The organism is Burkholderia sp. BCC1977, assembly GCF_905339595.1.
Classification (GTDB): Bacteria; Pseudomonadota; Gammaproteobacteria; order Burkholderiales; family Burkholderiaceae; genus Burkholderia.
The window spans coordinates 166,942-190,850 of record NZ_CAJPGQ010000002.1 but is presented as its reverse complement, the minus strand read 5'-3'; the positions used below and the strand labels follow the sequence as shown (position 1 = coordinate 190,850).

Annotated in this window: 22 protein-coding genes and 1 riboswitch; of the genes, 8 read left to right on the top strand and 14 right to left on the bottom strand. The window is 68.4% G+C overall.

Features of this window, described 5'->3' with window-relative positions:
* Positions 1–37: 37 nt before the first annotated feature.
* Complete coding sequence (locus U5771_RS02825) at positions 38–391, bottom strand: YciI family protein (protein WP_121858737.1); 354 nt, start codon at positions 389–391, stop codon at positions 38–40.
* A gap of 207 nt (positions 392–598) precedes the next feature.
* Between U5771_RS02825 and U5771_RS02820 the strand changes: the two genes are divergently transcribed.
* A complete protein-coding gene (locus U5771_RS02820) occupies positions 599–2,401 on the top strand; it encodes an ExeM/NucH family extracellular endonuclease (RefSeq protein ID WP_322022555.1) in 1,803 nt (600 codons plus the stop codon).
* 78 nt (positions 2,402–2,479) lie between these two features.
* On the opposite strand, the gene U5771_RS02815 is transcribed toward U5771_RS02820, so the two are convergent.
* The gene (locus tag U5771_RS02815; RefSeq protein ID WP_322022554.1) at positions 2,480–2,752 is read right to left on the bottom strand and encodes a hypothetical protein; all 273 of its coding nucleotides are present in this window, start codon (positions 2,750–2,752) and stop codon (positions 2,480–2,482) included.
* Between U5771_RS02815 and U5771_RS02810 the strand changes: the two genes are divergently transcribed.
* From U5771_RS02810 to U5771_RS02800, 3 genes are all read left to right on the top strand, one after another.
* Positions 2,751–3,137 carry a DUF883 family protein gene (locus U5771_RS02810; protein WP_322022553.1) on the top strand — a complete coding sequence of 129 codons (387 nt, stop codon included), beginning with the start codon at positions 2,751–2,753 and terminating at the stop codon, positions 3,135–3,137. The genes U5771_RS02815 and U5771_RS02810 overlap by 2 nt on opposite strands.
* Positions 3,138–3,188: 51 nt before the next feature.
* A complete protein-coding gene (locus U5771_RS02805) occupies positions 3,189–3,773 on the top strand; it encodes a YSC84-related protein (RefSeq protein WP_322022552.1) in 585 nt (194 codons plus the stop codon).
* 233 nt (positions 3,774–4,006) lie between these two features.
* The gene (locus tag U5771_RS02800; RefSeq protein ID WP_322022551.1) at positions 4,007–5,059 is read left to right on the top strand and encodes an AI-2E family transporter; all 1,053 of its coding nucleotides are present in this window, start codon (positions 4,007–4,009) and stop codon (positions 5,057–5,059) included.
* A 9-nt stretch (positions 5,060–5,068) separates the two neighbouring features.
* Here U5771_RS02800 and U5771_RS02795 read toward each other — a convergent pair whose 3' ends face one another.
* The 6 genes from U5771_RS02795 to U5771_RS02770 form a co-directional block, all read right to left on the bottom strand.
* Complete coding sequence (locus U5771_RS02795; RefSeq protein WP_322022550.1) at positions 5,069–5,572, bottom strand: thioesterase; 504 nt, start codon at positions 5,570–5,572, stop codon at positions 5,069–5,071.
* Positions 5,573–5,738: 166 nt separating this feature from the next.
* On the bottom strand, positions 5,739–6,755 hold the full coding sequence (locus U5771_RS02790; protein WP_322022549.1) for an NADP-dependent oxidoreductase: 1,017 nt from the start codon (positions 6,753–6,755) through the stop codon (positions 5,739–5,741).
* Positions 6,756–6,789: 34 nt separating this feature from the next.
* The gene (locus U5771_RS02785) at positions 6,790–7,578 is read right to left on the bottom strand and encodes an SDR family oxidoreductase (RefSeq protein ID WP_322022548.1); all 789 of its coding nucleotides are present in this window, start codon (positions 7,576–7,578) and stop codon (positions 6,790–6,792) included.
* Between the two features lie 423 nt (positions 7,579–8,001).
* A complete protein-coding gene (locus U5771_RS02780; RefSeq protein WP_322022547.1) occupies positions 8,002–8,589 on the bottom strand; it encodes a phosphatase PAP2 family protein in 588 nt (195 codons plus the stop codon).
* 80 nt (positions 8,590–8,669) lie between these two features.
* Positions 8,670–9,986 carry an Nramp family divalent metal transporter gene (locus U5771_RS02775; protein WP_322022546.1) on the bottom strand — a complete coding sequence of 439 codons (1,317 nt, stop codon included), beginning with the start codon at positions 9,984–9,986 and terminating at the stop codon, positions 8,670–8,672.
* A complete protein-coding gene (locus U5771_RS02770; RefSeq protein WP_322022545.1) occupies positions 9,935–11,008 on the bottom strand; it encodes a helix-turn-helix domain-containing protein in 1,074 nt (357 codons plus the stop codon). Before U5771_RS02770 ends, U5771_RS02775 begins: the two co-directional genes overlap by 52 nt.
* A 445-nt stretch (positions 11,009–11,453) precedes the next feature.
* On the opposite strand from U5771_RS02770, the gene U5771_RS02765 reads away from it, so the two are divergent.
* Positions 11,454–12,374, top strand: a complete 921-nt coding sequence (locus U5771_RS02765) for a LysR family transcriptional regulator (RefSeq protein ID WP_322022544.1) — start codon at positions 11,454–11,456, stop codon at positions 12,372–12,374.
* A 126-nt stretch (positions 12,375–12,500) separates the two neighbouring features.
* Positions 12,501–12,902: an OsmC family protein gene (locus U5771_RS02760; RefSeq protein ID WP_059466564.1), complete on the top strand. Its 402-nt coding sequence runs from the start codon at positions 12,501–12,503 to the stop codon at positions 12,900–12,902.
* 100 nt (positions 12,903–13,002) lie between these two features.
* Here the strand turns inward: U5771_RS02760 and U5771_RS02755 are convergent, their stop codons facing one another.
* Positions 13,003–13,884: a Dyp-type peroxidase gene (locus U5771_RS02755; protein ID WP_322022543.1), complete on the bottom strand. Its 882-nt coding sequence runs from the start codon at positions 13,882–13,884 to the stop codon at positions 13,003–13,005.
* Positions 13,885–14,379: 495 nt separating this feature from the next.
* On the opposite strand from U5771_RS02755, the gene U5771_RS02750 reads away from it, so the two are divergent.
* The gene (locus tag U5771_RS02750; RefSeq protein ID WP_322022542.1) at positions 14,380–16,242 is read left to right on the top strand and encodes an ABC transporter ATP-binding protein; all 1,863 of its coding nucleotides are present in this window, start codon (positions 14,380–14,382) and stop codon (positions 16,240–16,242) included.
* Positions 16,243–16,322: 80 nt separating this feature from the next.
* Here the strand turns inward: U5771_RS02750 and U5771_RS02745 are convergent, their stop codons facing one another.
* Complete coding sequence (locus tag U5771_RS02745) at positions 16,323–17,282, bottom strand: phosphatase PAP2 family protein (RefSeq protein ID WP_322022541.1); 960 nt, start codon at positions 17,280–17,282, stop codon at positions 16,323–16,325.
* A 274-nt stretch (positions 17,283–17,556) separates the two neighbouring features.
* Between U5771_RS02745 and U5771_RS02740 the strand changes: the two genes are divergently transcribed.
* On the top strand, positions 17,557–18,270 hold the full coding sequence (locus U5771_RS02740) for a riboflavin synthase subunit alpha (protein WP_322022540.1): 714 nt from the start codon (positions 17,557–17,559) through the stop codon (positions 18,268–18,270).
* A gap of 87 nt (positions 18,271–18,357) precedes the next feature.
* Here the strand turns inward: U5771_RS02740 and U5771_RS02735 are convergent, their stop codons facing one another.
* From U5771_RS02735 to U5771_RS02720, 4 genes are all read right to left on the bottom strand, one after another.
* Positions 18,358–19,599: a voltage-gated chloride channel family protein gene (locus tag U5771_RS02735; protein WP_322022539.1), complete on the bottom strand. Its 1,242-nt coding sequence runs from the start codon at positions 19,597–19,599 to the stop codon at positions 18,358–18,360.
* Positions 19,600–19,678: 79 nt separating this feature from the next.
* Positions 19,679–19,782, bottom strand: a riboswitch (Fluoride riboswitch).
* A 60-nt stretch (positions 19,783–19,842) separates the two neighbouring features.
* Positions 19,843–20,862: a chemotaxis response regulator protein-glutamate methylesterase gene (locus U5771_RS02730; protein ID WP_322022538.1), complete on the bottom strand. Its 1,020-nt coding sequence runs from the start codon at positions 20,860–20,862 to the stop codon at positions 19,843–19,845.
* Positions 20,859–23,168 carry a hybrid sensor histidine kinase/response regulator gene (locus U5771_RS02725; protein WP_322022537.1) on the bottom strand — a complete coding sequence of 770 codons (2,310 nt, stop codon included), beginning with the start codon at positions 23,166–23,168 and terminating at the stop codon, positions 20,859–20,861. The genes U5771_RS02730 and U5771_RS02725 overlap by 4 nt, the downstream gene beginning before the upstream one ends.
* Entirely contained in the window at positions 23,165–23,869 is a 705-nt protein-coding gene (locus U5771_RS02720) for a chemotaxis protein CheW (protein WP_322022706.1), read from the bottom strand. Before U5771_RS02720 ends, U5771_RS02725 begins: the two co-directional genes overlap by 4 nt.
* Between the last annotated feature and the right edge of the window lie 40 nt (positions 23,870–23,909).

Below are 23,909 nucleotides of genomic sequence, written 5' to 3'. Positions count from 1 at the left end.
CGCGCGACGAACCAGGGTAAATACCTAGGCGCGACCGTCACAGGAAGCACGGGCCGACCGCGCGCACTTCGACCGTGCACCATTGCGCGGCCGGGCACTGGCGCGCGATCTCGATCGCTTCGTCGCGCGTGTCGACGTCGACGATGAAGAAGCCGCCGACCATTTCCTTCGCCTCGGCGAACGGGCCGTCGACGAGGCGCGTCTCGCCGTCGCGCACCTGCACGCGCGTCGCGCGCTCCGAGCGCTCCAGCGACTCGACGCCGCGCAGCACGCCGCGCGCTTTCAGCGTCTCGGCGAAATCGACCATCCGCGCGTACAGCGCCTGCCCGTCTTCGAGCGTGCGTTCGGCGCGCTGGCCGGTCGGTTCGACAATCAACAGCATGTAGGACATGGAAATCTCCTGTGGGGGCCATGCGCGCGAGCGTTCGGATCGCAGGCCGGGATCACGCGTCAGATGCGAAGCCTAGCAGCCCCGGCCGGCCCTGCCGTCATCGTTGGCCATTCGGCACTGGCCTGATGGCCAATTCGATCTCAGCACGCGATTTTGCCGTCAAGATGCTTGCCCGAACCTTCGAATTTTCTTCCTGTGGAGCGCTCCATGTCACGCCTGCCGCCCCCGCTCGCGCTCGCCGCCACGCTCGTCCTTGCCGCTGCGCCCGCCACCGCCGCGCTGCCGGTCGGCGCGGGCTGCGGCGGCCCCACCACGCTGATCGCCGACATCCGCGATCCCGGCGGCCGGTCGCCGCTGGCCGGGCGCACCGCGTCGATCGAAGCGGTCGTCACCGCGGCATTCGCCGGCGCCGACGGCTTCGGCGGATTCTTCGTCCAGCAGGCGGACGCGCAGCGGCGCCACCGGCCGGGCGTCCCGGAAGGCCTGTTCGTCTACGCGCCGCATGCGCGCGCCCGTCCCGGCGAGCGCGTGCACCTCACCGGCAGGATCGAGCAGAAGTACGGCCGGACGCAACTCGCGCTGTCGGGCCAGGTGGCCGTCTGCGCGCGCGGGCAGAGCGTCACGCCGGCAGCGCTCGTGCTGCCGGTCGACAGCGAGGCCGTATTCGCCGCGCATGAAGGCATGCGGGTGCGCTTTCCGCAAACGCTGACGGTCAGCGATACCTACGAACTCGGCCGCTACGGCAGCATCGTGCTCAGCCGCGGCCGCCTGTACATGCCGACGCACGTGGTCCCGCCGGCCCGAGCCGCTGCGCAGGCCGCGGCCAATGCCCGCAACCGCATCGTGCTCGACGACGGTTCGAGCCGCGTGAACCCCGCGACCGCCCGCTATCCGCCGCCTGCGCTGAGCGCCGCCAACACGCTGCGCGCGGGCTACACGGTGCGCGGCGTCGAAGGCGTGCTCGAGAAGCGCTACGGCACGTGGCGACTGCAGCCCGTGCCAGCCGCGCCGCCGGTCTTCGACGCCGCATCGAACCCGCGGACCGATGCGCCGGCGCGGCATCCGCAGGCCGATGTGCGGGTCGCGTCGTTCAACGTATTCAACTATTTCAACGGCGACGGCACGGGCGGCGGCTTCGACGATCCGGCCAACCGCGGCGCGAAGACGCCCGCCGCCTTCGCCCGGCAGGAAGCGAAGATCGTCGCCGCGCTGCGTGCGCTGCGCGCCGACGTGATCGGCCTGATGGAAATCGCGAACAACGGCCACGGCCCCGCGAGCGCCGTGCAGCGTCTCGCGGCAGGGCTCGGCGACGGCTGGCGCGCGGTCGACCCCGGCACTGCACGACTCGGCCGCGATGCGATCGCGGTTGCGCTGCTGTATGACAGCCGGACGGTCGAACCCGTCGGGCGCGCCGCCACCGTCGCGCTCGACGGCCGGAATCGCCCGCCGCTCGCGCGGACGTTCCGTCGCATCGGCGGCGCCCGCGCGTTCACGGTCGCGGTCAATCACCTGAAGTCGAAGAACTGCCCACGGGCAACCGGCCCCGATCTCGACCAGTCGGACGGCCAGGGCTGCTGGAACGCGACACGCACGCGCGCGGCCGAACGCGTCGCCGGGTGGCTCGCCACGTCGCCGACCGGCGCCGCGGCCGACGGCGTGCTGCTGATCGGCGACCTGAACAGCTACGCGAAGGAAGACCCGCTGCGCGCGCTCGAATCGCGCGGCTACGCGAACCTCGTCGCCCGCTTCGCCGGCCATGCCGGCTACAGCTATGTATTCCGCGGCGAAGCGGGCAACCTCGACCACGCACTCGCCACGTCACCGCTCGCCGCCCGCGTGAAGGCCGTGCATGCCTGGCACATCAACGCCGACGAACCGCTCGCGCTGCAATCCGTGCCCGATTACAAGACCCCGGCGCAACGGGCCGCCTATTACGCACCCGATGCATACCGCTCGTCGGATCACGATCCCGTCGTCATCGACCTCGCGCTGGACGAAGCCGCCACCTGAGCCGCCGCGGGCACAAACCCTGCTCGAAGAAGCAATGGCGATCAGTGCAATTGCATCGGCACGACGCGTGCAACGGCACTATTTACCTGACGCACCGGGCGAAGCCATATTTACCGGACCTTCACGCCACGCAATGGCGCGCGACGTCGCTTCGCCCGCCGCGCGAAATTTTTTCAAACGCCGCCCCGCCCCATCGCGCGGGGCTTCCCGGGAAACTTGCCGACGAATTGAAAATTTGTCTCGAAACTCAATTGGCTGATGTGAATCACACTGGTTGCAGGGATTCGTCTTATCTTCAAATTGGCCTGCAAATCTGGCCTGCAAATCAAATCGAAGGAGGATAAACACCATGGCGCTCACCGACTCGATCGAACACAAGCTGGACCGCGGCCTGTCCGACATCCGTCGCACCGGCCGGCGCGTGGGACGCACGGCGCGCTCGGCCGCCCGCGACCTGCATGCGGACGTGACCGACGATCTGCGCGGGCTGGTCGATGAACTGGAAGACCTGCTGAAGAACGACGGCGACGGCGATATCGCCGCGCTGCGCAAGCGCGTGCAGTCGCGGCTCGACGAAGCGCGCAGCACGCTCGACCATGCGTCGGGCACCGCGGCCGCCCGGCTGCGCGATTCAGCCGAACGCGTGTCGCAAGCCGTGCACGACAATCCGTGGCAGACCGCTGGTGTCGTCGCGGGCCTCGCGTTCGTCGCCGGCCTGCTCCTTTCCCGCCGTTGAACGGGGCGACCGCCCCGACCGTCCTCAATCCGACAACGAAGGAGAATCGCCATGCAGAAGTCCCTCGCCCTGAAAGCCGCCGCCGCGGTCATGCTCGGCAGTCTCGCACTTGCCGGTTGCACCACCACGCCTGACAAGCCCGACACCGCAGCGGCCAGCGCGTCGAAACGCCAGTCGATCGACGCGAGCGTGAACGCCACCCTGTCGCGCCTCTATTCGACGGTGCCGGGTTCGCGTGAACTCGTCGCGAAATCGCGCGGCGTGCTCGTGTTCCCGAACGTGCTGCAGGCCGGCTTCATCGTCGGCGGCCAGTCCGGCAACGGCGCGCTGCGCGTCGGCGGCAGCACCGTCGGCTACTACAACACGTCGTCGCTGTCGGTCGGCCTGCAGGCCGGTGCGCAATCGAAGGCGATCGTGTTCCTGTTCATGACGCAGGACGCGCTCGACTCGTTCCGCAAGTCCGAAGGCTGGGCCGCCGGAGCGGACGCGTCGGTCGCGGTCGTGAAGGTCGGCGCGAACGGCGCGGTCGACTCCAACACGGCCACCGCACCGGTCGAGGTGCTGGTGCTGACCAACGCGGGCCTGATGGGCGACCTGTCGGTGAACGGCACCAAGGTCACCCGGCTCAACATCTGACGAGACGACCCGGCCCCCGGGCCGGGTCGCTTGCCGGCAACGCCGCGGCCCCGGCCGCGGCGTTTTCGCATGCGCCGCGCGCAGCGGCTATGATGGCGGCACCTTTGCGGGCATACTGCCGATCGGGCCGCCCTGCTGCGCACGTCGCCGCGACATCCGTGACGTTCGCGAGCCGATCGCGCCCGAGGCAACGAAATTCAATCAAACCAGGCATCAATCTGCGCGAACCATCCATGGATAGCGGACACGATCACCAAAAATTCTTCTATTTCCTGCTGTTCGCGGTCACCGTCGGACTGTGCTGGATACTCGCGCCGTTCTCCGGCGCCGTCTTCTGGGGCACCATTCTCGCGATCCTGTTCCAGCCGGTGCAGCGCTGGCTCGCCGCGCGCTTCGGCAAGCGGCGCAACCTGGCCGCGCTCGTGACGATGTCGCTGATCATCCTGATCGTGATCCTGCCGCTCGTGTTCGTCACGGCGACGCTCGTGCAGGAAATCGCGTACGTGTACCAGGAACTGAAGAGCGCACAGCCGAATTATTCGCAGTACTTCCATGACATCATTCATGCGCTGCCGACGTCGATCCAGAACCTGCTGCAGAAATACGGGCTGACCAACATCCCCGGCATCCAGAAGAAGCTGACCGACGGCGCCGCGCAGATCAGCCAGTTCGCGGCGGCCCAGGCGCTCAGCATCGGCCAGAACACGTTCCAGTTCGTCGTCAGCTTCGGCGTGATGCTGTACATGGTGTTCTTCCTGCTGCGCGACGGCGGCGAGATCGGCCGCCGCGTGCGCCGCGCGATGCCGCTCGACGAAGAGCACAAGAACCTGCTGCTCGCGAAGTTCACGACGGTGGTCCGCGCGACCGTGAAGGGCAACATCGCGGTCGCACTCGTGCAGGGCGCGCTCGGCGGCCTGATCTTCTGGATCCTCGGGATCGAGGGCGTCGTGCTGTGGGGCGCGCTGATGGCGTTCCTGTCGCTCTTGCCGGCGATCGGCGCGAGCCTCGTATGGGTGCCCGCCGCGCTCTACTTCCTCGCGATCGGCGCGATCTGGAAATGCGTGATCCTCGTCGCGTTCTGCGTCGGCGTGATCGGCCTCGTCGACAACCTGCTGCGCCCGATCCTCGTCGGCAAGGACACGAAGATGCCCGACTGGGTCGTGCTGATCTCGACGCTCGGCGGGATGGCGCTGTTCGGCATCAACGGCTTCGTGATCGGGCCGCTCGTCGCCGCGCTGTTCATGGCGAGCTGGGACATCTACGCGCGCGCCGAACAAGGGGAATGACGCAACGCGTCACGGATGACGAATCCTGATCACGACGGGCGCCACGGCGCCCGTTTCCATGTCCGGCCCCGCGACCGTCATCACGCCGCCATACGGGCCGACACGATGTGCGCGCCCCGATTCCAGCCGCACGATCCGATCGTCGCGCGCATCGCGCCAGGTCGCCCGAACCTCCGCTCCCGCGGACCGCGACAGCGGCTGGCCGTCCAGCCCCACGAGCGCCACATGCGCGCCGGGCAAGCGCCGGCCATGCGCATCGAACCGGAGCGTCGCCGCGCTCGCACTGCTCGACGCCCCGATCGACGGCGCGTCGAATGTCACGTCGTACAGATCGACGAGCGCGCCGGTGAAGCGCACGATGCCGTCCGCGTTCGCGTGCCCGGCCGCGTCGGCGCCCGACATCGCGCACGCGATGCCGATCCCCGTCGCGACGATCCGCAGCCTCGCGCCGATGCGCCGCTTCGTTCGATCGCGCACCACCGCCGGTGCCGCCCGCCTCGTCTTCGTTTGCATGTTTCGCCTCCCTGCTCGCCGCGCAAAATAAAAACGGCGGCGTGACGCGCATGTCACGCCGCCGTTTGCTGGCAATTACTTTAAGGAGAGCGGCCGGAACAATATATGGGACAAGTCCTAAATTGATGCCGGACTATTCGGACTCAAGGCGCATGAGCGCCGCGGCTCATGCGTCCGGATCGACACGCAGCACGAGCTTGCCGCGATGGTCGCCGTCGAACAGACGATTCAGCACGTCGGGGGCGTTTTCGAGCCCGTCGGCGACGGTTTCCTCGGCCTTGAGCCGGCCGTCGCGCAGCCATCCGGCGAGCGTCTGCACCGCCTCGCGGCTCTTGCGATAGTCGAGGATCAGGAAGCCGCGCATCGTGATGCGCTTCGAGATCAGCACGCCGACGTCGTCCGCCGCGCGGCCGCTGTTGTAGTTCGAGATCACGCCGCACAGCGCGACGCGCCCGCCGATCACCATCCGCGACAGCACCGCGCGCATCACCTCGCCGCCGACGTTCTCGAAATTCACGTGCACGCCGTCCGGCGTCGCCGCCTTCAGCTGCTGACGGAAATCGTCGGCCTTGTAATCGACGGCCGCGTCGAAGCCGAGCGTCTCGGTCAGGTAGCGGCACTTGTCCGCGCCACCCGCGATACCCACCACGCGCGCGCCGTGGATCTTGCCGATCTGGCCGGCGATCGAGCCGACCGACCCGGCCGCCGCCGACACGACGAGCGTCTCGCCGGGCTGCACCGGCGCGATGTCGGTCAGCCCGTAGTACGCGGTCAGGCCGCTCATCCCGCACGCGCCGAGCAGCGTCGGCAGCGGCAGGCCCGACTGCGCGGGCAGCTTCACGAGCTGCGCGGCCTGGTCGGCCGGCACGACCGCATAGTCCTGCCAGCCGATCAGCCCCTGCACGAGATCGCCTTCCGCGAAACCCGGATGGCGCGACGCGACCACGCGTCCGATGCCGAGCGCGCGCATCACTTCGCCGATCGCGACGGGCGGCAGGTATTGCGGCACGTCGCTCATCCACACGCGGTTGGTCGGGTCCATCGACAGATACAGCACGCGCACGAGCACGTCGCCGTCGGCAAGCGCCGGCACGGGCGTTTCGACGAGCGAAAAGTGTTCGCGGCCGACCCGCCCTTCCGGGCGCGTCTTCAGCAGCAGCTGGCGGTTCACGGGTGTCGACACGATGTTCTCCTCCGGTTGTTGTTCTCGATGCGCGTCAGACCGCGCACATGCCGCCGTCGATCACGAGTTCGGCGGCCGTCACGAAACGGCTTTCGTCGGATGCCAGATAGACGGCCGCATGCGCGACGTCGTCCGGATCGCCGAGCCGGCGCAGCGGAATGCCGCGCGCGAGCTTGCGCGTCGCATCGCGTTCGCCGAGCGACTGGAACAGCGGCTCGACGATTCCCGTGCGGATGAACGCCGGGTGAATCGAGTTGCAGCGCACGTCGAGTTCACGGCGCGCGCAGTCGATCGCGACCGACTTCGTCAGCGACGCGACCGCGGCCTTCGACGCGTTGTACGCGGTGAAATCCGGCTCGACCTTGAACGCGGCCACCGACGAGATGTTGATGATCGATGCCGGGCGGCTCGCGCCGAGGTAGGGCAGCGCATGCTTGCAGCCGAGCACGATGCTCTCGACGTTGATCGCCATCACGCGCCGCCACTCGTCGAGCTCGATCTGCGCGGGCGCGCCCATCGACCCGACGCCCGCATTGTTGACGAGCACCGACAGCCCGCCCATCGCTTCGTTCGCCTGCGCGAGCAGCGCCTGCCAGCGCGCCTCGTCGCGCACGTCCTGCGTGGCCGCGAACGCGACCGGCGCCGCGTGCCCCGCATTGAGTTCGTGCGCGAACGCGTCGAGCACCGCCGCGTCGGCGATGTCGGTCAGGAACACGCGCGCGCCCTGCTCGACCATCCGCCGCGCGATCGCGCGGCCGAGGCCGCCGGCGGCGCCCGTGATGTACGCGCACTTGCCTGCGAGGCGCGAGGAAACGACTGTCATGGAACCTGCTCCTATCGTGAATCGTCGTGGCGGACCGGTGCCGCGACGGCCGTTGCCGTGCGCCGGCCGACGGCCGCGCGGTTTGCGCGAGTATAGCGAGCCGGCCGCATCGTGCCGGACAAATCCGGCAGGCCGCCGCTGCCGGCCCCGATCGATCGAACGCCAGCGTACGCGATTGCCGCCAATCGATGAAATGAATATTCGTAATGCCCAGCCATAGACGCGGCTCATGACTCGCGTATCCGCGGGCGGCGGGACGTGCCTGTGCGGCGCGCCGGATCACCGCGAATACACGCTCAATGAAGGCCGGACGCCGGCTTTTGACACTGACGGGGAACGAATGGGATGAGACGCGAGGGCAGCCGCCGTGGCGACGACCGCATCCGACACGACGGGGCACCGCTGCCCCGCAACGAACAGCCGTCAGAACCCGTCGCCGGACCCGCGCATGAACGCGCAGAACTGCGGGGAATGCGTGTCGATCATCTGCTGGAACGGTGCGCGATGTCCGTACGCGATGCCGGACACGAGGAGCAGGCAGACGGCCGCGATGCGCGGCGAGAACGCGCGCTGGCGCGCCCGGTCGTAGGCACGCAGGAACACCAGCGCGACCAGCGCGCCGAGCAGCCAGCCGACGACGACTTCGGGCATCGTGTGCGAATGGTCGAACACGCGCGCGATGGCCGTCACCGCGCCGACGGCGAGGCCGGCGGCCATGCCCGGCACCTTGCCCGGACGAAACGCCTGCCACAGCATCGACAGCGCGACGGTCCACACGGACGTCGACAGCATCGTATGGCCGCTGATCACGCGGAAATCGAACTGCGGGATCTCGACACCGCAGCCCGCATAGAGGATCTTGGTCGCCCCGACCAGGCTCATGCCGGCCGCGAGCAGCACGATCCAGCGCACCGCAAGCCGCCAGTTGGACAACGCGAGCCAGACCGCGCAGGTCAGCGCGACCGGCAGGGTCAGCGCGGCGTCGCCGATGTTGCTGATTTCACTCCACATAACGAACGTCGAACGGCTGGCAAAAGGCGCAGTTTACCCCACGCGCGCCGCGCGCCGGTTTCAGCCTGTGACAGGCTGTATCAGCCCGCGACACCCGTGATCAGCAGCAGGTTCGTGCCGGTGATGACGACGAACAGCGCCCACGCGACGACCTGCATCCGGCGGCCGATCGCGTGCTCGCCCATCGTGTTGCGATCGCTGACCGAGCGGATCAGCGGCCACATCGCGAACGGCAGCTGCAGGCTCAGCAGCACCTGGCTCCACACCAGCAGTTGCCCGACCGAGCCGTCGCCGAGCCACAGCACGCCGATCAGCGCGGGCACCAGCGCGAGCCCGCGCGTGATCAGCCGACGCTGGTAGCACGGGATCCTGGTATGCAGGAAGCCGTCCATGATCACCTGCCCGGCGATCGTGCCGGTCAGCGTCGAGCTTTGCCCCGACGCGAGCAGCGCGATGCCGAACAGCAGCGCGGCCGCGCCGCCCGCGATCGGCGTGATCAGCCGGTACGCCTGTTCGATGTCGGTCACGTCGTGCTGGCCGGTCGCATGGAACGCCGCGCCGGCCACGACCAGGATCGCCGCATTGACGAGCATCGCGACGAACAGCGACACGCAGGTATCGATGCGCACCAGCGCGAGCGTGTCGCGGACCAGGCCGCGTGCGCCGCCGACGACATGGCGCGTCTGCACGACCGACGAATGCAGATACAGGTTGTGCGGCATGATCGTCGCGCCGACGATGCCGAGCGCGAGCACGATCGCGTCCTTGCGGTCGTGGCCCGGATCGCCCGGCACGAGCCCCTTCGCGACCGCATGCCAGTCGGGCGGCGTGATCGCGACCTGCGCGACGAAGCAGAATGCCATCGTCGCGATCAGGCCGAGCACGATCGCCTCGATCTGCCGGACGCCCTTGCCCTGCAGCCCGAGGACGATCAGCGTGTCGAGCGCGGTCAGCACGATCCCCCATGCGAGCGGCACGCCGAGCAGCAGCTTGAACGCGAGCGCGCAGCCGAGCACTTCGGCGATGTCGCACGCGATGATCGACACCTCGGCGGTCACCCACTGCACGATGCGGCCGAAGCGGCCATAGCGGTCGTAGCTGGCCTGCGCGAGATCCATGCCCGCAACGAGGCCGAGCCGCGCGGCGAGCATCTGCAGGAAGATCGCGGCGAGGCTCGAGAACGCGACGACCCACAGCAGCGAATAGCCGAACTGCGAACCGGCCTGGATGTCGGTCGCCCAGTTGCCGGGATCCATATAGCCAATCGCCACCAGCAGGCCCGGGCCGAAGAAGCGCTTGAGCTTCATCCAGCGCGACGCGCCGGCGTCGATCGTGATACTGCCCTTTACTTCCGACGGGCAGAAGGGGGCTGTGGCGGTAGTGGGGAGCAAGGGCATGGAAACCGGGGATCGTGATCGCGACACGGTGATTTTACGGTCATCCGCCCCGCTTTCTCCCGCGCGTCGGCGCGCACGCTCCGGCTTGCCCGCTCGCCGTCGGCTTTCGCGAGCCGCGGCGCGGGCTGCAGTTCGGCCTGCGGGTCCGGCGCCCCGGCGCCGTTCGTCAGGATCCGCTCGCGCTCGGCGACGCGATATTCGGTCGGCGACACCAGGAGGCGCTGGCGAAACAGCTTCGCCAGACGCTCGCCGCTGCCGAAGCCCGTGCGCCGCGCAACCTTGTCGGCCGGCAGCGTCGTGTGAATCAGCATGTGACAGGCGCGCTCGAGCCGCACGTGCTGCACGAACTCGGTCGGCGTCACGCCGATTTCCTTCTTGAAACGCCGCAGGAAATTGCGCTCGCTCATCGCGGCCGTCTGCGCGACTTCCGCGATCGAAATGCGGTTCGCGCTCTGCGCACGCAGCCGCTGCACCGACATCCGGATCGACGGGCTCGCGCTCAGTTCGCGAAACGCCCACATCGACTGCGCATAGCGCTGCTCGACCGGCCGCATCAGGTTGCTGGCGATCTCCTGCGCGGCGCTGTCGCCGAGATCGGCGCGGAACATGTCGAGCACGGCCGCGAACACGTCGGTCTCGCCGGCCTGCAGTTCGATCGTGGCCGTCGCACGGCGCGCGCGATCCGTCTGCGCGTGTCCGGCGTCGGCCTGTCGCTGCGACGCCGCGAGCGTCGACAGGTCCATCGCATCGACGATCCATCGCGCATGCCGGCGAATGTCGCTCAGGCGACGCCGCAATGCATCGGTCCAGTTGACCGATGCGCGCTCACCATGAAGATGAAAGAACGCGAGCGCACGCTCGCCGTGCTCGTCGCCGAGCGGATCGGCGGCGATCTGCACGCCGGACGACGACTGCAGCAATCCCCCGCTTTCGGATACGTACTTCAGCTGGTAATCCGCACTGAACGCGTGCAGGCGATTCGCCAGGTTGAAGGCCTCGCCGAGACGCGCGGCCTGGGCCAAGGAAAACCCCGTACTCAAATAGATTACGACCCACCTCTGATCTGCTGCTTCCACTGCCAAGCCCCCGGACTGTTTCGACTTCTTTTAATACCGTCGAACTGTCAGGCTTATATTTGGTTTGAACGCGTGCGACAGGACGGCTATCTCGAAATATGAAGCGACGGCATCTTAGCCGAACGGGTCGTGTCTTTGGCACGAAATGGCCGACAGGGACAGCATGATGGCGGATTTCTACAGGCTGTCGCCGGCCGACGGCCGGGCCGCGCGGAAATACGCATGCCGACGGGCAGGCTCGCATCGTGCGCATGCATCGCGTCACGTATCGAGACGATCGTCACCGACACGCATCGAACGGCATCGATCGTCCCGCTAATGCACGCACCCGCGTTCCGTTGTTGGCGCATCCATTAGAATCGCTCCACCGTCCACCACGCCGACTTCGTCCGTGCCCGCCGATCATCGTCTCGACCTGAACCTGTTCCGCGTGCTCGACGCCGTCTACGTGCACGGCGGCATCGGCGCGGCCGCCCGCGCGCTGCACCTGACGCAGCCGGCCGTCACGCATGCGCTCAACCGGCTGCGCGCGCATTTCGACGACCCGCTGTTCGTCCGCCAGGGCAACCGCGTCGTGCCGACCGAGCGCACGCGCGCGATCATCGCGGACGTACAGCTTCACCTCGCCGGCCTGCAACGCACCGCGCGCGACCCGGCGGCCTTCGACCCGGCGACGCTCGACCTGAGCATCGCCGTCGGCATTCGCGACGTGCTCGAATCGATCGCGCTGCCGCAGATCGTCGCCGCGTTCGCCGGCGAAGCGCCGGGCCTGCGATTCGTGAGCCGGCGCGTCGCGGTGCACGACATCGAACGCGAACTCGCGTCGGGCAATCTCGATCTCGTCGTCGATCGACGCGTGCAGACCGGTCCGCGCATCGCGACCGAGCACCTGCTCGACGATTCGCTCGTCGTCGCGATGCGGCACGACCATCCGTTGGCGAGCGGTCCGCTGCGGCGCGGCGACTATTTCGCCGCGCGTCATGTTGTGGTGTCGTCGCTCGGCGAACCGCAATCGCTCGACGTGCTGCTCGGCAACGACGGGCGCTTCCGCCACATCCAGCTCGTTTGCCAGCATTACTTCGCCGCCTGCCAGATCGTCGCGGCGGGCGACCTGCTGCTCACGCTGCCGCGCACGTATGCGCTGCGCATGGCGGCGATGCTGCCGATCGCCGTGCAGCCGCTGCCGCTGCGGCTCAAGCCGTTTCCGCTGCTCGCGTACTGGCACGAGTCGCGCGAGACCGACCGCGCGCACCAGTGGGTGCGCGAGCGCGTGGCGGCGCTCGTGCGCAGGAGCGCCGGAACGTCGGCGTAGCAGGCTGACCCTGACGCGCCCCCGCGACGTGCGTGGTGCCCGCGATTTCCGTCGAGACGGTATGCTGACGGCTCGCACGCCGCGCGTCGTCGCGGCCGCCTCTTTCCCGCTTACCGGAGACTTGCCATGCCGCTCATCCACGCTGCCGCCACCCTCGCCGCCGACGCGCCCGACTACGTCGTCCAGCTGCAGGCCGGCACGCACGCGCTGACCGGCGACGAAGCGCCGCGCGAAGGCGGACAGGGCCTCGGGCCGGCGCCGTTCGAGTTCGTGCTGGCCGGCCTCGCGCAATGCACGGCGGCGACGCTGCGCATGTACATGCAGCGCAAGACGTGGCCGGCCGTGCGCATCGACGTGCGCACCGAACTGCATGCCGATCGTGAAGGGCAGCAATACGTGCGGCGCGTCGTGACGCTCGACGGCCCGCTCGACGACGCGCAGCGCCAGCGGCTCGCGGAAATCTGCGAAAAGACGCCGGTGACGCTGTTCATCAAGCGCGGCACGCGCATCGAAACGACGCTGAATTGACCGGCGGCGTGCGGCGCCGCACGCGATCGATCCGTGACAAGCAAAACGGGCGGGCCGCGCATCGTGCGCGGCCCGCCCGTTTGCGGATGCCGTCCGGCGCTTACAGCCCGAGCGCGGACAGATCCAGCTTGCCGTCCTTCACCGGCGGGCACCAGAAATACGCGCCCGTCAGCGGTCGCGTGAAGCGGAACAGGCCGTCGACGATGCCGTCGTCCGCGCCGCTCATCCGGCGCATCTGCACGTCGAACGCGCGGAACGAACAGCCGAACGCGACGAAGTAGAGTCCCGCGCGGCGGGCATCGGACCACGGCGACGAACGGCGCAGCATGAATGCCTCCGGCTCGAAGCTCTCCTGCGCGGTGCGCTTCACGTGCGCGAACTCGGGTGCGTCGTCGAGTTCCTCGTTGTCCGAGCGGCGGCGGCCGATGATGTGATCCATGTCGCCCGATGCAATGCGCTCCATCCGGTCGAAGTCGTGCAGCCATTGCTGCACCGCGACGAAGCTCGAACCGTCGAGCCCCGCGCCCTGCCCCGTGACGACCGCAGCGGCCAGCGCGTCGTCGCCGGTCGGGTTCTCGGTGCCGTCCTCGTAACCCGACAGGTCGCGATCGGTCGAATAGCGGAACCCGTCGACTGCGTCCTGCAGCGCGAACGCCGGCGCAAGCGCCCGCTCGATCGCCCGCGCGCGCAGCACGAGTTCGCCGCGATCGTCGCCGCGCAGCCAGACCCAGACGTCGGCCGGCGTGACCGGCAGCGTGCGGTCGTTCACCGCGAACGCCGGGTATTCGGTGAGGCCCGGGACCGGGCGCCCGAGGTGCGTGGCCAGCGCCTGTCCGAAGCCGGCGACCGTATCGCGCCCGTCGACGAGCTCGCGCAATGCCGTCAGCGCCGCTGCCACATCGGCGTTGTTCGAAATCGTGAAAGTGAGGTATCGGGCCGCCGTGTCGATCGGAGCCAGGATGCCTTGCTGAACGTCGCTCATCGTTTCCTCAGGAATGTGTCGGGGTGAATCCGCGGGGCCGCAGCGGCCGGCGCGCAACGGCCAAGTGTAATCGATGCCGCCCGCCGACCCGTGCGGCACCGCACCGCGGAACACGCATTAAAAGGGCCTAAACCCCGAATACTAACCGTATCGACGCGGCAACGCCGCATTCGTCAGACGTTGCGGCGAGTCCGGCACTGCTGATAAAATCCCTTCACGTCTTTTCGGCGTCCTTTCAACCGTTCACTTCAGGGAGGTGCAGATGTTCCGAATGCCAGCAACCTTCCCGAACGTGGTCCCACGACGCGGCTGATCCCGCCCGTCGTCCGCGCCGGCCTGCGAGTGCTCCCCGAGTGCTCCGTTAGCCCGCCAGCCCGCGCATTTTCCCGACAGCCCGTTTCGTTCCGCCCGCGTTGTTCGCGCGGCCCGGCTGTTGCGTTTTCGACGTTCTCCGAACCGGAAAGTCCCGTCGCGCGATGCGCCGGGCAACGATACATGACCAGAAAAACCACCCATCCGGGCGGCCAGGCATTCCAGGCCGTCTTCGGCTTCACGTTCCGCTACTGGCGCAAGCAGCCGGCGCGCATCGCGACGATCGCGACCTTGGCGCTGCTCGGCGCGCTGGCCGACGTGCTCACGCCGCTGTTTGCCGGGCGACTCGTCGACGCGCTGTCGACCGGCCTGACCGACCGTGCCGCCGCGTGGCATTCGGCCGTCACCGCGTTCGGCACGCTGGCCGCGCTCGGCATCGGCGCGACGCTGCTGCGGCAAGGCGTCTACCTGAACATCATCACGCTCACGCTGAAGATGATGAGCGAGATCGCCGCCGCGTCGTTCCATCGCGTGCAGCGCTTCTCGACCGACTGGCACGCGAACAGCTTCGCGGGGTCGACCGTGCGCAAGATCACGCGCGGGATCTGGGCGCTCGACCTGCTGAACGACACGGTGCTGATCGCGCTGCTGCCGTCGGTCACGATGCTCGTCGGCGCGACCGTGCTGCTCGGCACGCACTGGCCGGTGATGGGGCTCGTCGTCGGCGCGGGTTCGCTGCTGTATATCTCGGTGACGGTCGCCGTGTCGCTCGGCATCGTCGCGCCGGCCGCGCGGCTCGGCAACCTGTGGGACACGCGCATGGGCGGCGCACTCGCGGACGCCGTGAGCTGCAACGCGGTCGTCAAGGCGTTCGGCGCGGAAACGCGCGAGGAAGCGCGGCTCGCGCGCGTGATCGGCAAGTGGCGTCAGCGCACGCGCCGCACGTGGGTGCGCGGCACGTTCAACGGCGGGCTGCAGGGCGCGATGCTCGTCGCGATGCAGGCGGCGATGATCGGCGTCGCGCTGCGGCTGTGGGCGAACGACGAAGCCAGCGTCGGCGACATCGCGTTCTCGCTGACGATGTTCTTCATGCTGCAGGGCTACCTGCGCGACGTCGGCATGCACATCCGCAACCTGCAGCGCTCGGTCAACGACATGGAGGAACTCGTCGCGCTCGAGCGCCAGCCGCTCGGCATCGACGATCGTCCCGGTGCACCGGCGATCCGGATCGGGCAAGGGGAGATCCGCTTCGAGCACGTGACGTTCCGTTACGGCAACCATCCGGTGCCGCTGTACGACGACTTCTCGATGCGCATCGCGCCCGGCGAGCGCGTCGGCCTCGTCGGTCATTCCGGGTCGGGCAAGACGACCTTCATCAAGCTGATCCAGCGTCTGTACGACGTGTCGGGCGGCCGCATCGCGATCGACGGCCAGGACATCGCGCAGGTGCGGCAGGAATCGCTGCGCAGCCAGATCGCGATCGTCCAGCAGGAACCCGTGCTGTTCCACCGCACGCTCGCGGAGAACATCGCGTATGCGCGTCCCGACGCGAGCCGCGCGGAGATCGAGCGCGCCGCGCGTCTCGCCAGCGCGCACGACTTCATCGTCGCGCTGCCGGACGGCTATGACACGCTCGTCGGCGAGCGCGGGATCAAGCTTTCAGGCGGCGAACGCCAGCGCGTCGCGATCGCGCGGGCGTTCCTCGCGGATGCGCCGATCCTGATCCTCGACGAAGCGACGTCGAGCCTCGACAGTGAAAGCGAGGTGCTGATCCAGCAGGCCATGGAGCGGCTGATGGTCGGGCGCACGACGCTCGTCGTCGCACACCGGCTGTCGACGGTGCGCTCGCTCGACCGCCTGCTCGTGCTCGATCGCGGCAAGGTGATCGAGGAAGGCAGCCACGACGCGCTGATCCGCATCGTCGGCGGGACGTATCGCCGGCTGTTCGAGCGGCAGGCGCTGGAGCTGGCGAAGGGCTTGACCGATTCGCCGCGGCGCATGGCGGACGGTGAGACCGGCCCGCTGGGAGAGCCGGCGGAGGCTTGATGGAAACCCGGTCGCAACCGGGCGCGCGGCACACCGCCACCGCGCGCCCGGTTGCGCCACGCGGGACGTCGACGCGATCGTCAGGAATTCACCAGTCCATTGCGGGCGTCGTCGATTCCATTCTCGGGCGCCACGCGAGCCGACAAGCGCTGCCCGGCAAACCACTTGCGAACGACGTAAATCACCACTACGCCGATGACCAGCCCTGACAATACATCGCACAGGTAATGCCCGCCCTGCGTCGGGGTCGACACGATCATCATGCCGTTCAACACAATCCCGACCGGGAAGACGAAACGCACATGCCGCAGCGAATACGCGAAGCATAGTGCAAGGATGGTGTGAAGCGACGGAAAGGAAATGAGCCCTTGGGACGACGCGAATGCCAGCTCCCGGACGGCTCCGCTTCGCAACGGCGCAAAGTCCGATACGGTGGAAATCGTTCCGGGATCGCGAATGTCGAAGTGAAGAAACGCACTCTCGGCCGGCAGCCATGCGGCGATCAGAATCGACACGAAGACGGCGACGATAAATTGCACCGCAAACTCGGCGTAGTCTTTCGAATTCGACGTCAGCGCCAGGATGATCGGGATCGCAAGGAGCTGGGCACTGCCGGATGCATACGCGAATCCGAGCACGGCATGCCAACCCGGATTTGCGGTCACCCATCGATACGTTTGCAGCCAGTGAAACCCGAGCGCGGCATCGATCGATATCAACGCATCACTCACGAGCGGCAGATCGGTCGCCACAGCCAGATACTGAAAGAGCGCGCCGGCATGGGTGAACACCGACAACAACGCGATCCACTGGAACGATTGCGCGACGTTCTCGTAGAACGCCTTTCTGGCCGGCACTTTGTATGATGGACGCGATGCGAGCCAGGACGCTCCGGTGAGGACAAGAACGACGAACAGCATTTGTACGCTTTGCACCAGACTGCCCTCCGCAATCCGGAAATCGACGCGGTATGCCCAGATCACGTCGACGATTATCAGCATGATGGTCACCGACCACGCGGTCACGTAGATTTTGCGCATATTGTTCGACCTACCCCTTTTCTCGTTCTTTTCTGTCGATCCCCGAGGGTCGAGCCGGACGTTGTCCGCAGGTACCGCACGTAGCGCATGTTCCGCACGCCCGCAATGCACGCGCATCGTGCAACCGCGCGCCGTCGCCTCGTGCCGTATTCCAGCCGGCGCTGGAGAATAATACGCCGCCGTCCGTCAGGCGACGCCGACGCATCCGGCCCCGACACCGCCCGCCGGGATCACTTATCATACCGGCCAGGCAATTTGCGACGAAAGGCAGATCATGTTTACAGGCATTGTTCAGGGTGTTGGCGTCATCAAGGCCGTCAAGGATCACGGCGAGCTGAGAACGTTCAGCATCGAATTCCCCGAGCGATTCACCGACGATATCGAGATCGGCGCGAGCGTGTCGGTCGACGGCGTCTGCCTGACGGTGACGACCATCCATTCGCCGGAGCTGATCGACTTCGACGTGATGTTGCCGAGCCTGAGAATCACCACGCTCGCCGACCTCACGACCGGCGCCCGGATCAACGTCGAGCGGGCCGCGAAGGACGGTGCTGAAATCGGCGGACATCCGCTGTCCGGACATGTCGATTTCATGGGGACGATCGCGCACATCGCGTCGTCCGAACACAACCGGATGATCCGCATCGGCGTGCCGGCCGATTTCAAACGCTACGTGTTCGCGAAGGGCTATATCGCGATCAACGGCTGCAGCCTCACCGTATCGGACGTCAATCGCGACGAAGGCTGGTTCGAAGTCTGGCTGATTCCCGAAACGCGCCGTGCGACCACCTTCGATGCGAAAGGTGTCGCCGACAAGGTCAATATCGAGATCGAGCGCAGCACGCAGGTCGTCGTGGACACGATCCGCGAATCGGTCAAGGAAACGCTCGGCGAATTGAACGGCGTCGTCACCGCGCTGCTGGCGGAGAAGGGCATCGATATCGAGGAACTGCTCGCGCGGAATGTCGCGCGGCTGCCGAAGGCGTAACGCACGCCCCCGTTCCCGGTGATCCGCCGGATCACCGGGCGTCGGTTGCCGCCGACACGCGCCGATCGGCCAACCCGCACGCCCCCCTCACTCCGCCTCCACCTGCGCCCGCTTCTCCACCGCCACCCGCTGCGCTCGATAAATCCCCGCGTGCCCGGAAAACAGATAGGCGACCACGCAGGCAACGATCGCATACACACCGACATCCGCGCCGAACAACTCGATCGCCATGATCGTCGACGCGATCGGCGTGTTGGCCGCGCCCGCGAACACCGCGACGAAGCCGAGCCCCGCGAGCACCGGCACCGGCAGCGCGAGCACCTGGCCGAGCGCGCTGCCGAGCGTCGCGCCGATGTAGAACAGCGGCGTCACTTCGCCGCCCTTGAATCCCGACGCGAGCGTGACGACGGTAAACGCGAACTTGCCCGCGAAATCGTAAGCCGGCAGCGGCCCGTGAAACGCGGCCTCGATCGTCGGAATCCCGAGGCCGAGATACTGCGGCACGTTCAGCACGGTGGCGGCCACGGCCACCAGCGCGCCGCCGAGCACCGGTTGCAGCGGCGCATAACGGACGACGCGGCGGAACCATGCGGTCAGCGCATGCGTCGCGAATGCGAACAACCGGCCGACGACGCCGAACGCGACACCCGCGACGACCGTCGCGGCCAGCCCCGTCGCCGACACGGCCGGCACGAACGGAATCGCATAAGCGGTGTGATGCACGCCCCACGCGCGGCACACGACATCCGCGACGATCGCCGACGCGACGCAGGTCAGCAGCGCGTCGTACCGAACGCGGCCGATCGCGAGCACCTCGAGCCCGAACACGGCGCCTGCGAGCGGCGTACCGAACACCGACGAGAACCCGGCCGCGATACCGCCCATCAGCAGCACGCGCCGATGCTCGCGATCGAGCCGGAACAGGTGCGTGATGCGATCGGCGAGCGCGCCGCCCATCTGCACGGCCGTGCCCTCGCGGCCCGCCGACCCGCCGAACAGGTGCGTGACGACGGTCGCGACGAGCACGAGCGGCGCCATCCGCTTCGGCACGAGCGCCTTCGGGTCGTGAATCTCGTCGATCAGCAGGTTGTTGCCGCGCGCGACCGACTGGCCGAACCGGTGGTAGACCCAGCCGGTCGCGAAACCGGCGGCCGGCAGCCCCCACAGCAGCCAGGAATGCGCGACGCGCGTGCCGGTCGCCCAATCGAGCGCGATCAGGAACAACGCGGAAGCCGTGCCGGCCAGCGCGCCGAGCACGGCCGAGAGCGCGAGCCAGCGGCACACGTAGCGCACGGTCGCGAAAAAATCGGCAGAAGTCGAGAAAAACATGATTTCCAGATTCGACAGGACATCAAAACCTGGGCGGCAGAATACCGCATGGACGGCCTGCGACCTCCTGACGACCCAGGAACACGCAGGCATCATCAGCCGGGCAAACCGGCGGTTGAGGGCCGAACCGCGCGCGACGCGCCGGGATCGACCGCAGGGAGGCATGCCATCTCCGCAGGCGGCAATTGTACGCGACGCCCCGTGTCGCGCGCAATGCGGCCCCGCCGGGGCCGCTGCGCACCGTCAGTCGAGCGGCATGCGCATCACGCGCGAGATCAGTTGCGGCGCGATCCGGTCGAGCGGCACGATCGCCGACGCCGCGCCGATCGCCGCGGCCGCCTTCGGCATCCCGTAGACGGCGCTCGTCGCCTCGTCCTGCGCGATCGTGTAGCACCCCTTCGCGCGCATCGCCTTCAGCCCGAGCGCGCCGTCGCGCCCCATCCCCGTCAGCAGCACGCCGAGCGCATCGCCCTGCCAGCCGTCGGCGACGCTGTTGAAGAACACGTCGATCGACGGCCGGTACGGCGTCTCGGCCGGATGCCGCGTATAGCCAAGCACGCCACGCGGCGACATGTACAGGTGATCGTTGGTCGCCGCGAGCAGGACCTCGCCCGCCTGCGGCACGCTGCCCTGCCGCGCGACGCGCACGGGCAGCCGCGTATAGCCGTCGAGCCAGTCCGCCATGCCGACCGCAAACGCCTGGTCGACGTGCTGGACGATCACGAGCGCAGCCGGAAAATCGGCCGGCAGCGCGCGCAACAGCGCGGTAAGCGCGGTCGGCCCGCCCGCCGACGCGCCGATCGCGATCAGCGTCGGCTGGCCGCGCGCGAGCGCCGGCCCGGGCGGCACGAACGTCGCGGTCCGGCTTTCGAGCAGCCGGCCGATCTGGTCGATCTTCGCGAGCAGCGGCTGCCGCGCCGCATCCGACGGCAGGCCGAGCGCGAGCGTCGGCGTGTCGACCGCGTCGAGCGCGCCCGCGCCCATCGCCTCGTAGACCGACGACGTGTTCGCGCTGACGCTCGCGGTCACGACCAGGATCGCGCACGGCGCGCGCGCCATGATCTGCCGTGTCGCGGCCACGCCGTCGACTTTCGGCATCACGAGATCCATCAGCACGAGGTCGGGCGGATGCGCGACGCAGAAATCCACCGCCTCGTCGCCATCGGTCGCCACCCACAGCACGCGGTGATCGGTGCGCAGCGCGATCACGTGGCGCAGCGCCTCGACGGCCAGCGGAAGATCGTTGACGATGCCGATGTTCATCCGCGTGCATCCCCGATCAGGTCATGCACCGCATCGAGCAGCGCCTCGTCGTGGAAACTGCTCTTCGCGAGGTAGTAGTCGGCACCGGCATCGAGCCCGCGCCGGCGATCCTCGTCGCGATCCTTGTACGACACGATCATCACCGGCACGCGCTTGAGCATCGGGTCGCCCTTGATCAGCGTGACGAGTTCGATCCCGTCCATGCGCGGCATGTCGACGTCGGTGACGACCAGGTCGAACGCGTCGCTGCGCACCGCGTTCCAGCCTTCCATCCCGTCGACCGCGACGGTCACGTCGTAGCCGCGCTTTTCCAGCAGCTTGCGTTCGAGCTCGCGCACCGTCAGCGAATCGTCGACGACGAGCACGCGGCGGCGCCGGTCGGCGAGCGCGAGCTGCGGATCGCGCGTGAGTTTCGCAAGCTGTCCGCCGCGCACGAGCTTGTCGACGGAGCGGATCAGATCCTCGACATCGACGATCAGCACCGGGTCGCCGTTCTCGAGCAACGCACCGGCCGCGATGTTCTGGATCTTGTGCAGGCGGCTGTCGAGCGGTTGCACGACGAGCATCCGTTCACCGAGGAAGCGGTCGACGGCGACGCCGTAGAGCTCGGGCTCGCCGCCGACGACCACGACCGCCGTGCTTGTGCGCGCGATGCCCGGCTCGCCGGCATCGAGCAACTGGTGCGCAGCGACGAGGCCCGCACGCCGGCCGTCGAACGGAAAATGCGGCTGGCCTTCGAGCACGTCGATGTCGTCGTGCGACAGTTCGAGCGTGCGGCGCACGTGCGCGAGCGGGAACGCGTACGGCTCGCCGCCGACCTCGACCAGCAGGCTGCGGATCACCGACAGCGTGAGCGGCAGCTGCAGCACGAAGCGCATGCCCGCGCCGGGCTCGTTGAAGATGCGCACCGCGCCGCGTATGCCGCGCACCATCTCCTGTACCGCGTCGAGGCCGACGCCGCGCCCCGACACGTCGGTCACCGCATCGCGCATCGAGAAGCCCGGCAGCAGCAGGAATTCGAGCAGCTCGGGATCGGACAGCCGCGCGGCCGTCTCGTCGTCGGTCAGGCGCTGGCGCACGACGGCCGCGCGCAGCGCGTCCATGTCCACGCCCGGCCCGTCGTCGATCACGCTGATGAGCAGCGAGCCGGCGCTGTGGCGCGCTTCGAGCGTCACGCTCGCCTCCGCCGGCTTGCCGCGCGCGCGGCGCGCGTCGGGCGATTCGACACCGTGGTCGATCGCGTTGCGCAGCAGGTGGCCGAGCGGCGCGTCGAGCAGGTCGAGGATGTCGCGGTCGACCTGCGTGCCTTCGCCGACGATCGCGAAGCGCACCTGCTTGCCGAGCGAGCGCGCAAGATCGCGGACGATCCGCGGATACGCGCGCGTCGCGTCGCCGAACGGCCGCATCCGGCACTGCAGCGCCTCGTCGTACAGTTGCTCGGCGATGTGCGTACTGCGCCGCTCGAAGCGGTCGAATTCGTCCATGCGCTCGGCGAGCGAGCGCTGCAGGTCGTTGAGCATGTGCCGCACTTCGCTCATCGACGCGAGCACGCCCGCGTCGAGATCATCGGCAAACTGTTCGTACAACAGATCGAGCGAACGGGCGGCATCGCGCTGCGCACGCTTCACGCGCAGCATCGACTCCGCGAACGGCTTGAGCCAGCGCGATTCGACGAGCGACTCGCCGGACAGGCTCAGCAGCCGGTTCAGCGTATCGGCCCGCACGCGGCGCATCGCACCCGCGCCGGCCGCGCGGCCGGCCTGGACCGGATCGGGCACGGCCGCCGACACGGCGAGCGGCGGCACCTCGGCGCCGGCCCCCACGGGCTCGTTCGCCGCACCGTCGTGCTCGCGAAACGGCATGACGGACGGCGCTGCCGGCGGTGGTGCGAAGGCCGCTGCCGGCAGCGCGTGCGCGCCGTCGGCGCCCGTCAGCGCCAGCGCGAACGCCTCGATCTCGGTCGACGAAACGGGCTGCGCCTGCGGATCGGCAACGCGCACGAGCAGATCGACGCCGGCGAGCAGCACGTCGACGTGCGTGGCCGTCAGCGCGATCGTGCCGGCCTGCGCGGCGACGAAGCATTCTTCCATGCGCCCCGCGATGTCGACGCCGAGCGGCACGCCGACGATGCGTGCGGCGCCCTTCAGCGAATGCGCGGCGCGCATGCACGCCTCGAGCGCGACGGAATCGGGCTCGCCCGATTCGAGCGCGAGCAGGCGTTCGGACAGCGCCTGGGTCTGCGTGCGCGTCTCTTCGCGATACAGCTCGAGCAGCGACAGGTGGCTCAGATCGTCATCGCCGCTCATCGCATGCTCCGTGTCACGGCGTCGAACAGCCGATCGTCGTCGAGCAGGCCCACCGACTTGCCGCGCCACGACAGCACGCCGCGCGACAGGCCGGCGCTCGCGCGCCCGACCGTCGCCGGCACGGGCACCCATTCGGACGCACCGAAGCGCAGCACGCCCTCGACCTCGTCGACCGGAAACACCACCGGCTCGCCCTGGTGCGCGGCCACCAGCAACCGCGTGAAACGGCCGTCCGCGCCACCCTCGCCGCCCTTGCCCGCGTCGAGGCCGAGCAGCGCGCCGATCGAGATCGCGATGCGCAGCGTGCCGCGAATGTTGACCACGCCGCGCACGGCCGAATGGCGGCGATGCGGCAGCGAATGGATCGGACGCGTGCCGGCGATCTCGCGCAGCACGCCGATCGGCAGCGCGAGCCATTCGTCGGCGACGCGAAACGCCAGCGCCGCCTGGTGCGTATCGTCGTCGCCGTGCGCACGGGTCGCGTCGAACGCGCTGATCCGCTGCGTGGCGTCGGCCAGCTCCGCGGCGCCGAGCGGGCGTTCGAGCAGTTTCGCCGCGTGATACGCGTAGACCGGACAATTCAGGCAGCGCAGGCAGTCGGCCAGCCGCTCGCACGAGCGGTCGCCGCGCGTGCCGATCCGGTTCCAGCAATCGTCGACGCCGATCGTCGTGTCGTCAGTGGCGACGGCGTCGCGGTTCATTCGTTCCTCGGTCATCCCGATGTCGGCTCCCAACCCGTAT

What these genes read in the sequence shown, in the direction of transcription:
- U5771_RS02725 (WP_322022537.1), bottom strand. Translation starts at nt 23,168, where the DNA reads ATGAGCGGCGATGACGATCTGAGCCACCTGTCGCTGCTCGAGCTGTAT.
- U5771_RS02810 (WP_322022553.1), top strand. Translation starts at nt 2,751, where the DNA reads ATGGCGCTCACCGACTCGATCGAACACAAGCTGGACCGCGGCCTGTCC.
- U5771_RS02740 (WP_322022540.1), top strand. Translation starts at nt 17,557, where the DNA reads ATGTTTACAGGCATTGTTCAGGGTGTTGGCGTCATCAAGGCCGTCAAG.
- U5771_RS02815 (WP_322022554.1), bottom strand. Translation starts at nt 2,752, where the DNA reads ATGGTGTTTATCCTCCTTCGATTTGATTTGCAGGCCAGATTTGCAGGC.
- U5771_RS02735 (WP_322022539.1), bottom strand. Translation starts at nt 19,599, where the DNA reads ATGTTTTTCTCGACTTCTGCCGATTTTTTCGCGACCGTGCGCTACGTG.
- U5771_RS02805 (WP_322022552.1), top strand. Translation starts at nt 3,189, where the DNA reads ATGCAGAAGTCCCTCGCCCTGAAAGCCGCCGCCGCGGTCATGCTCGGC.
- U5771_RS02750 (WP_322022542.1), top strand. Translation starts at nt 14,380, where the DNA reads ATGACCAGAAAAACCACCCATCCGGGCGGCCAGGCATTCCAGGCCGTC.
- U5771_RS02800 (WP_322022551.1), top strand. Translation starts at nt 4,007, where the DNA reads ATGGATAGCGGACACGATCACCAAAAATTCTTCTATTTCCTGCTGTTC.
- U5771_RS02755 (WP_322022543.1), bottom strand. Translation starts at nt 13,884, where the DNA reads ATGAGCGACGTTCAGCAAGGCATCCTGGCTCCGATCGACACGGCGGCC.
- U5771_RS02795 (WP_322022550.1), bottom strand. Translation starts at nt 5,572, where the DNA reads ATGCAAACGAAGACGAGGCGGGCGGCACCGGCGGTGGTGCGCGATCGA.
- U5771_RS02780 (WP_322022547.1), bottom strand. Translation starts at nt 8,589, where the DNA reads ATGTGGAGTGAAATCAGCAACATCGGCGACGCCGCGCTGACCCTGCCG.
- U5771_RS02760 (WP_059466564.1), top strand. Translation starts at nt 12,501, where the DNA reads ATGCCGCTCATCCACGCTGCCGCCACCCTCGCCGCCGACGCGCCCGAC.
- U5771_RS02825 (WP_121858737.1), bottom strand. Translation starts at nt 391, where the DNA reads ATGTCCTACATGCTGTTGATTGTCGAACCGACCGGCCAGCGCGCCGAA.
- U5771_RS02775 (WP_322022546.1), bottom strand. Translation starts at nt 9,986, where the DNA reads ATGCCCTTGCTCCCCACTACCGCCACAGCCCCCTTCTGCCCGTCGGAA.
- U5771_RS02745 (WP_322022541.1), bottom strand. Translation starts at nt 17,282, where the DNA reads ATGCGCAAAATCTACGTGACCGCGTGGTCGGTGACCATCATGCTGATA.
- U5771_RS02785 (WP_322022548.1), bottom strand. Translation starts at nt 7,578, where the DNA reads ATGACAGTCGTTTCCTCGCGCCTCGCAGGCAAGTGCGCGTACATCACG.
- U5771_RS02720 (WP_322022706.1), bottom strand. Translation starts at nt 23,869, where the DNA reads ATGAACCGCGACGCCGTCGCCACTGACGACACGACGATCGGCGTCGAC.
- U5771_RS02730 (WP_322022538.1), bottom strand. Translation starts at nt 20,862, where the DNA reads ATGAACATCGGCATCGTCAACGATCTTCCGCTGGCCGTCGAGGCGCTG.
- U5771_RS02820 (WP_322022555.1), top strand. Translation starts at nt 599, where the DNA reads ATGTCACGCCTGCCGCCCCCGCTCGCGCTCGCCGCCACGCTCGTCCTT.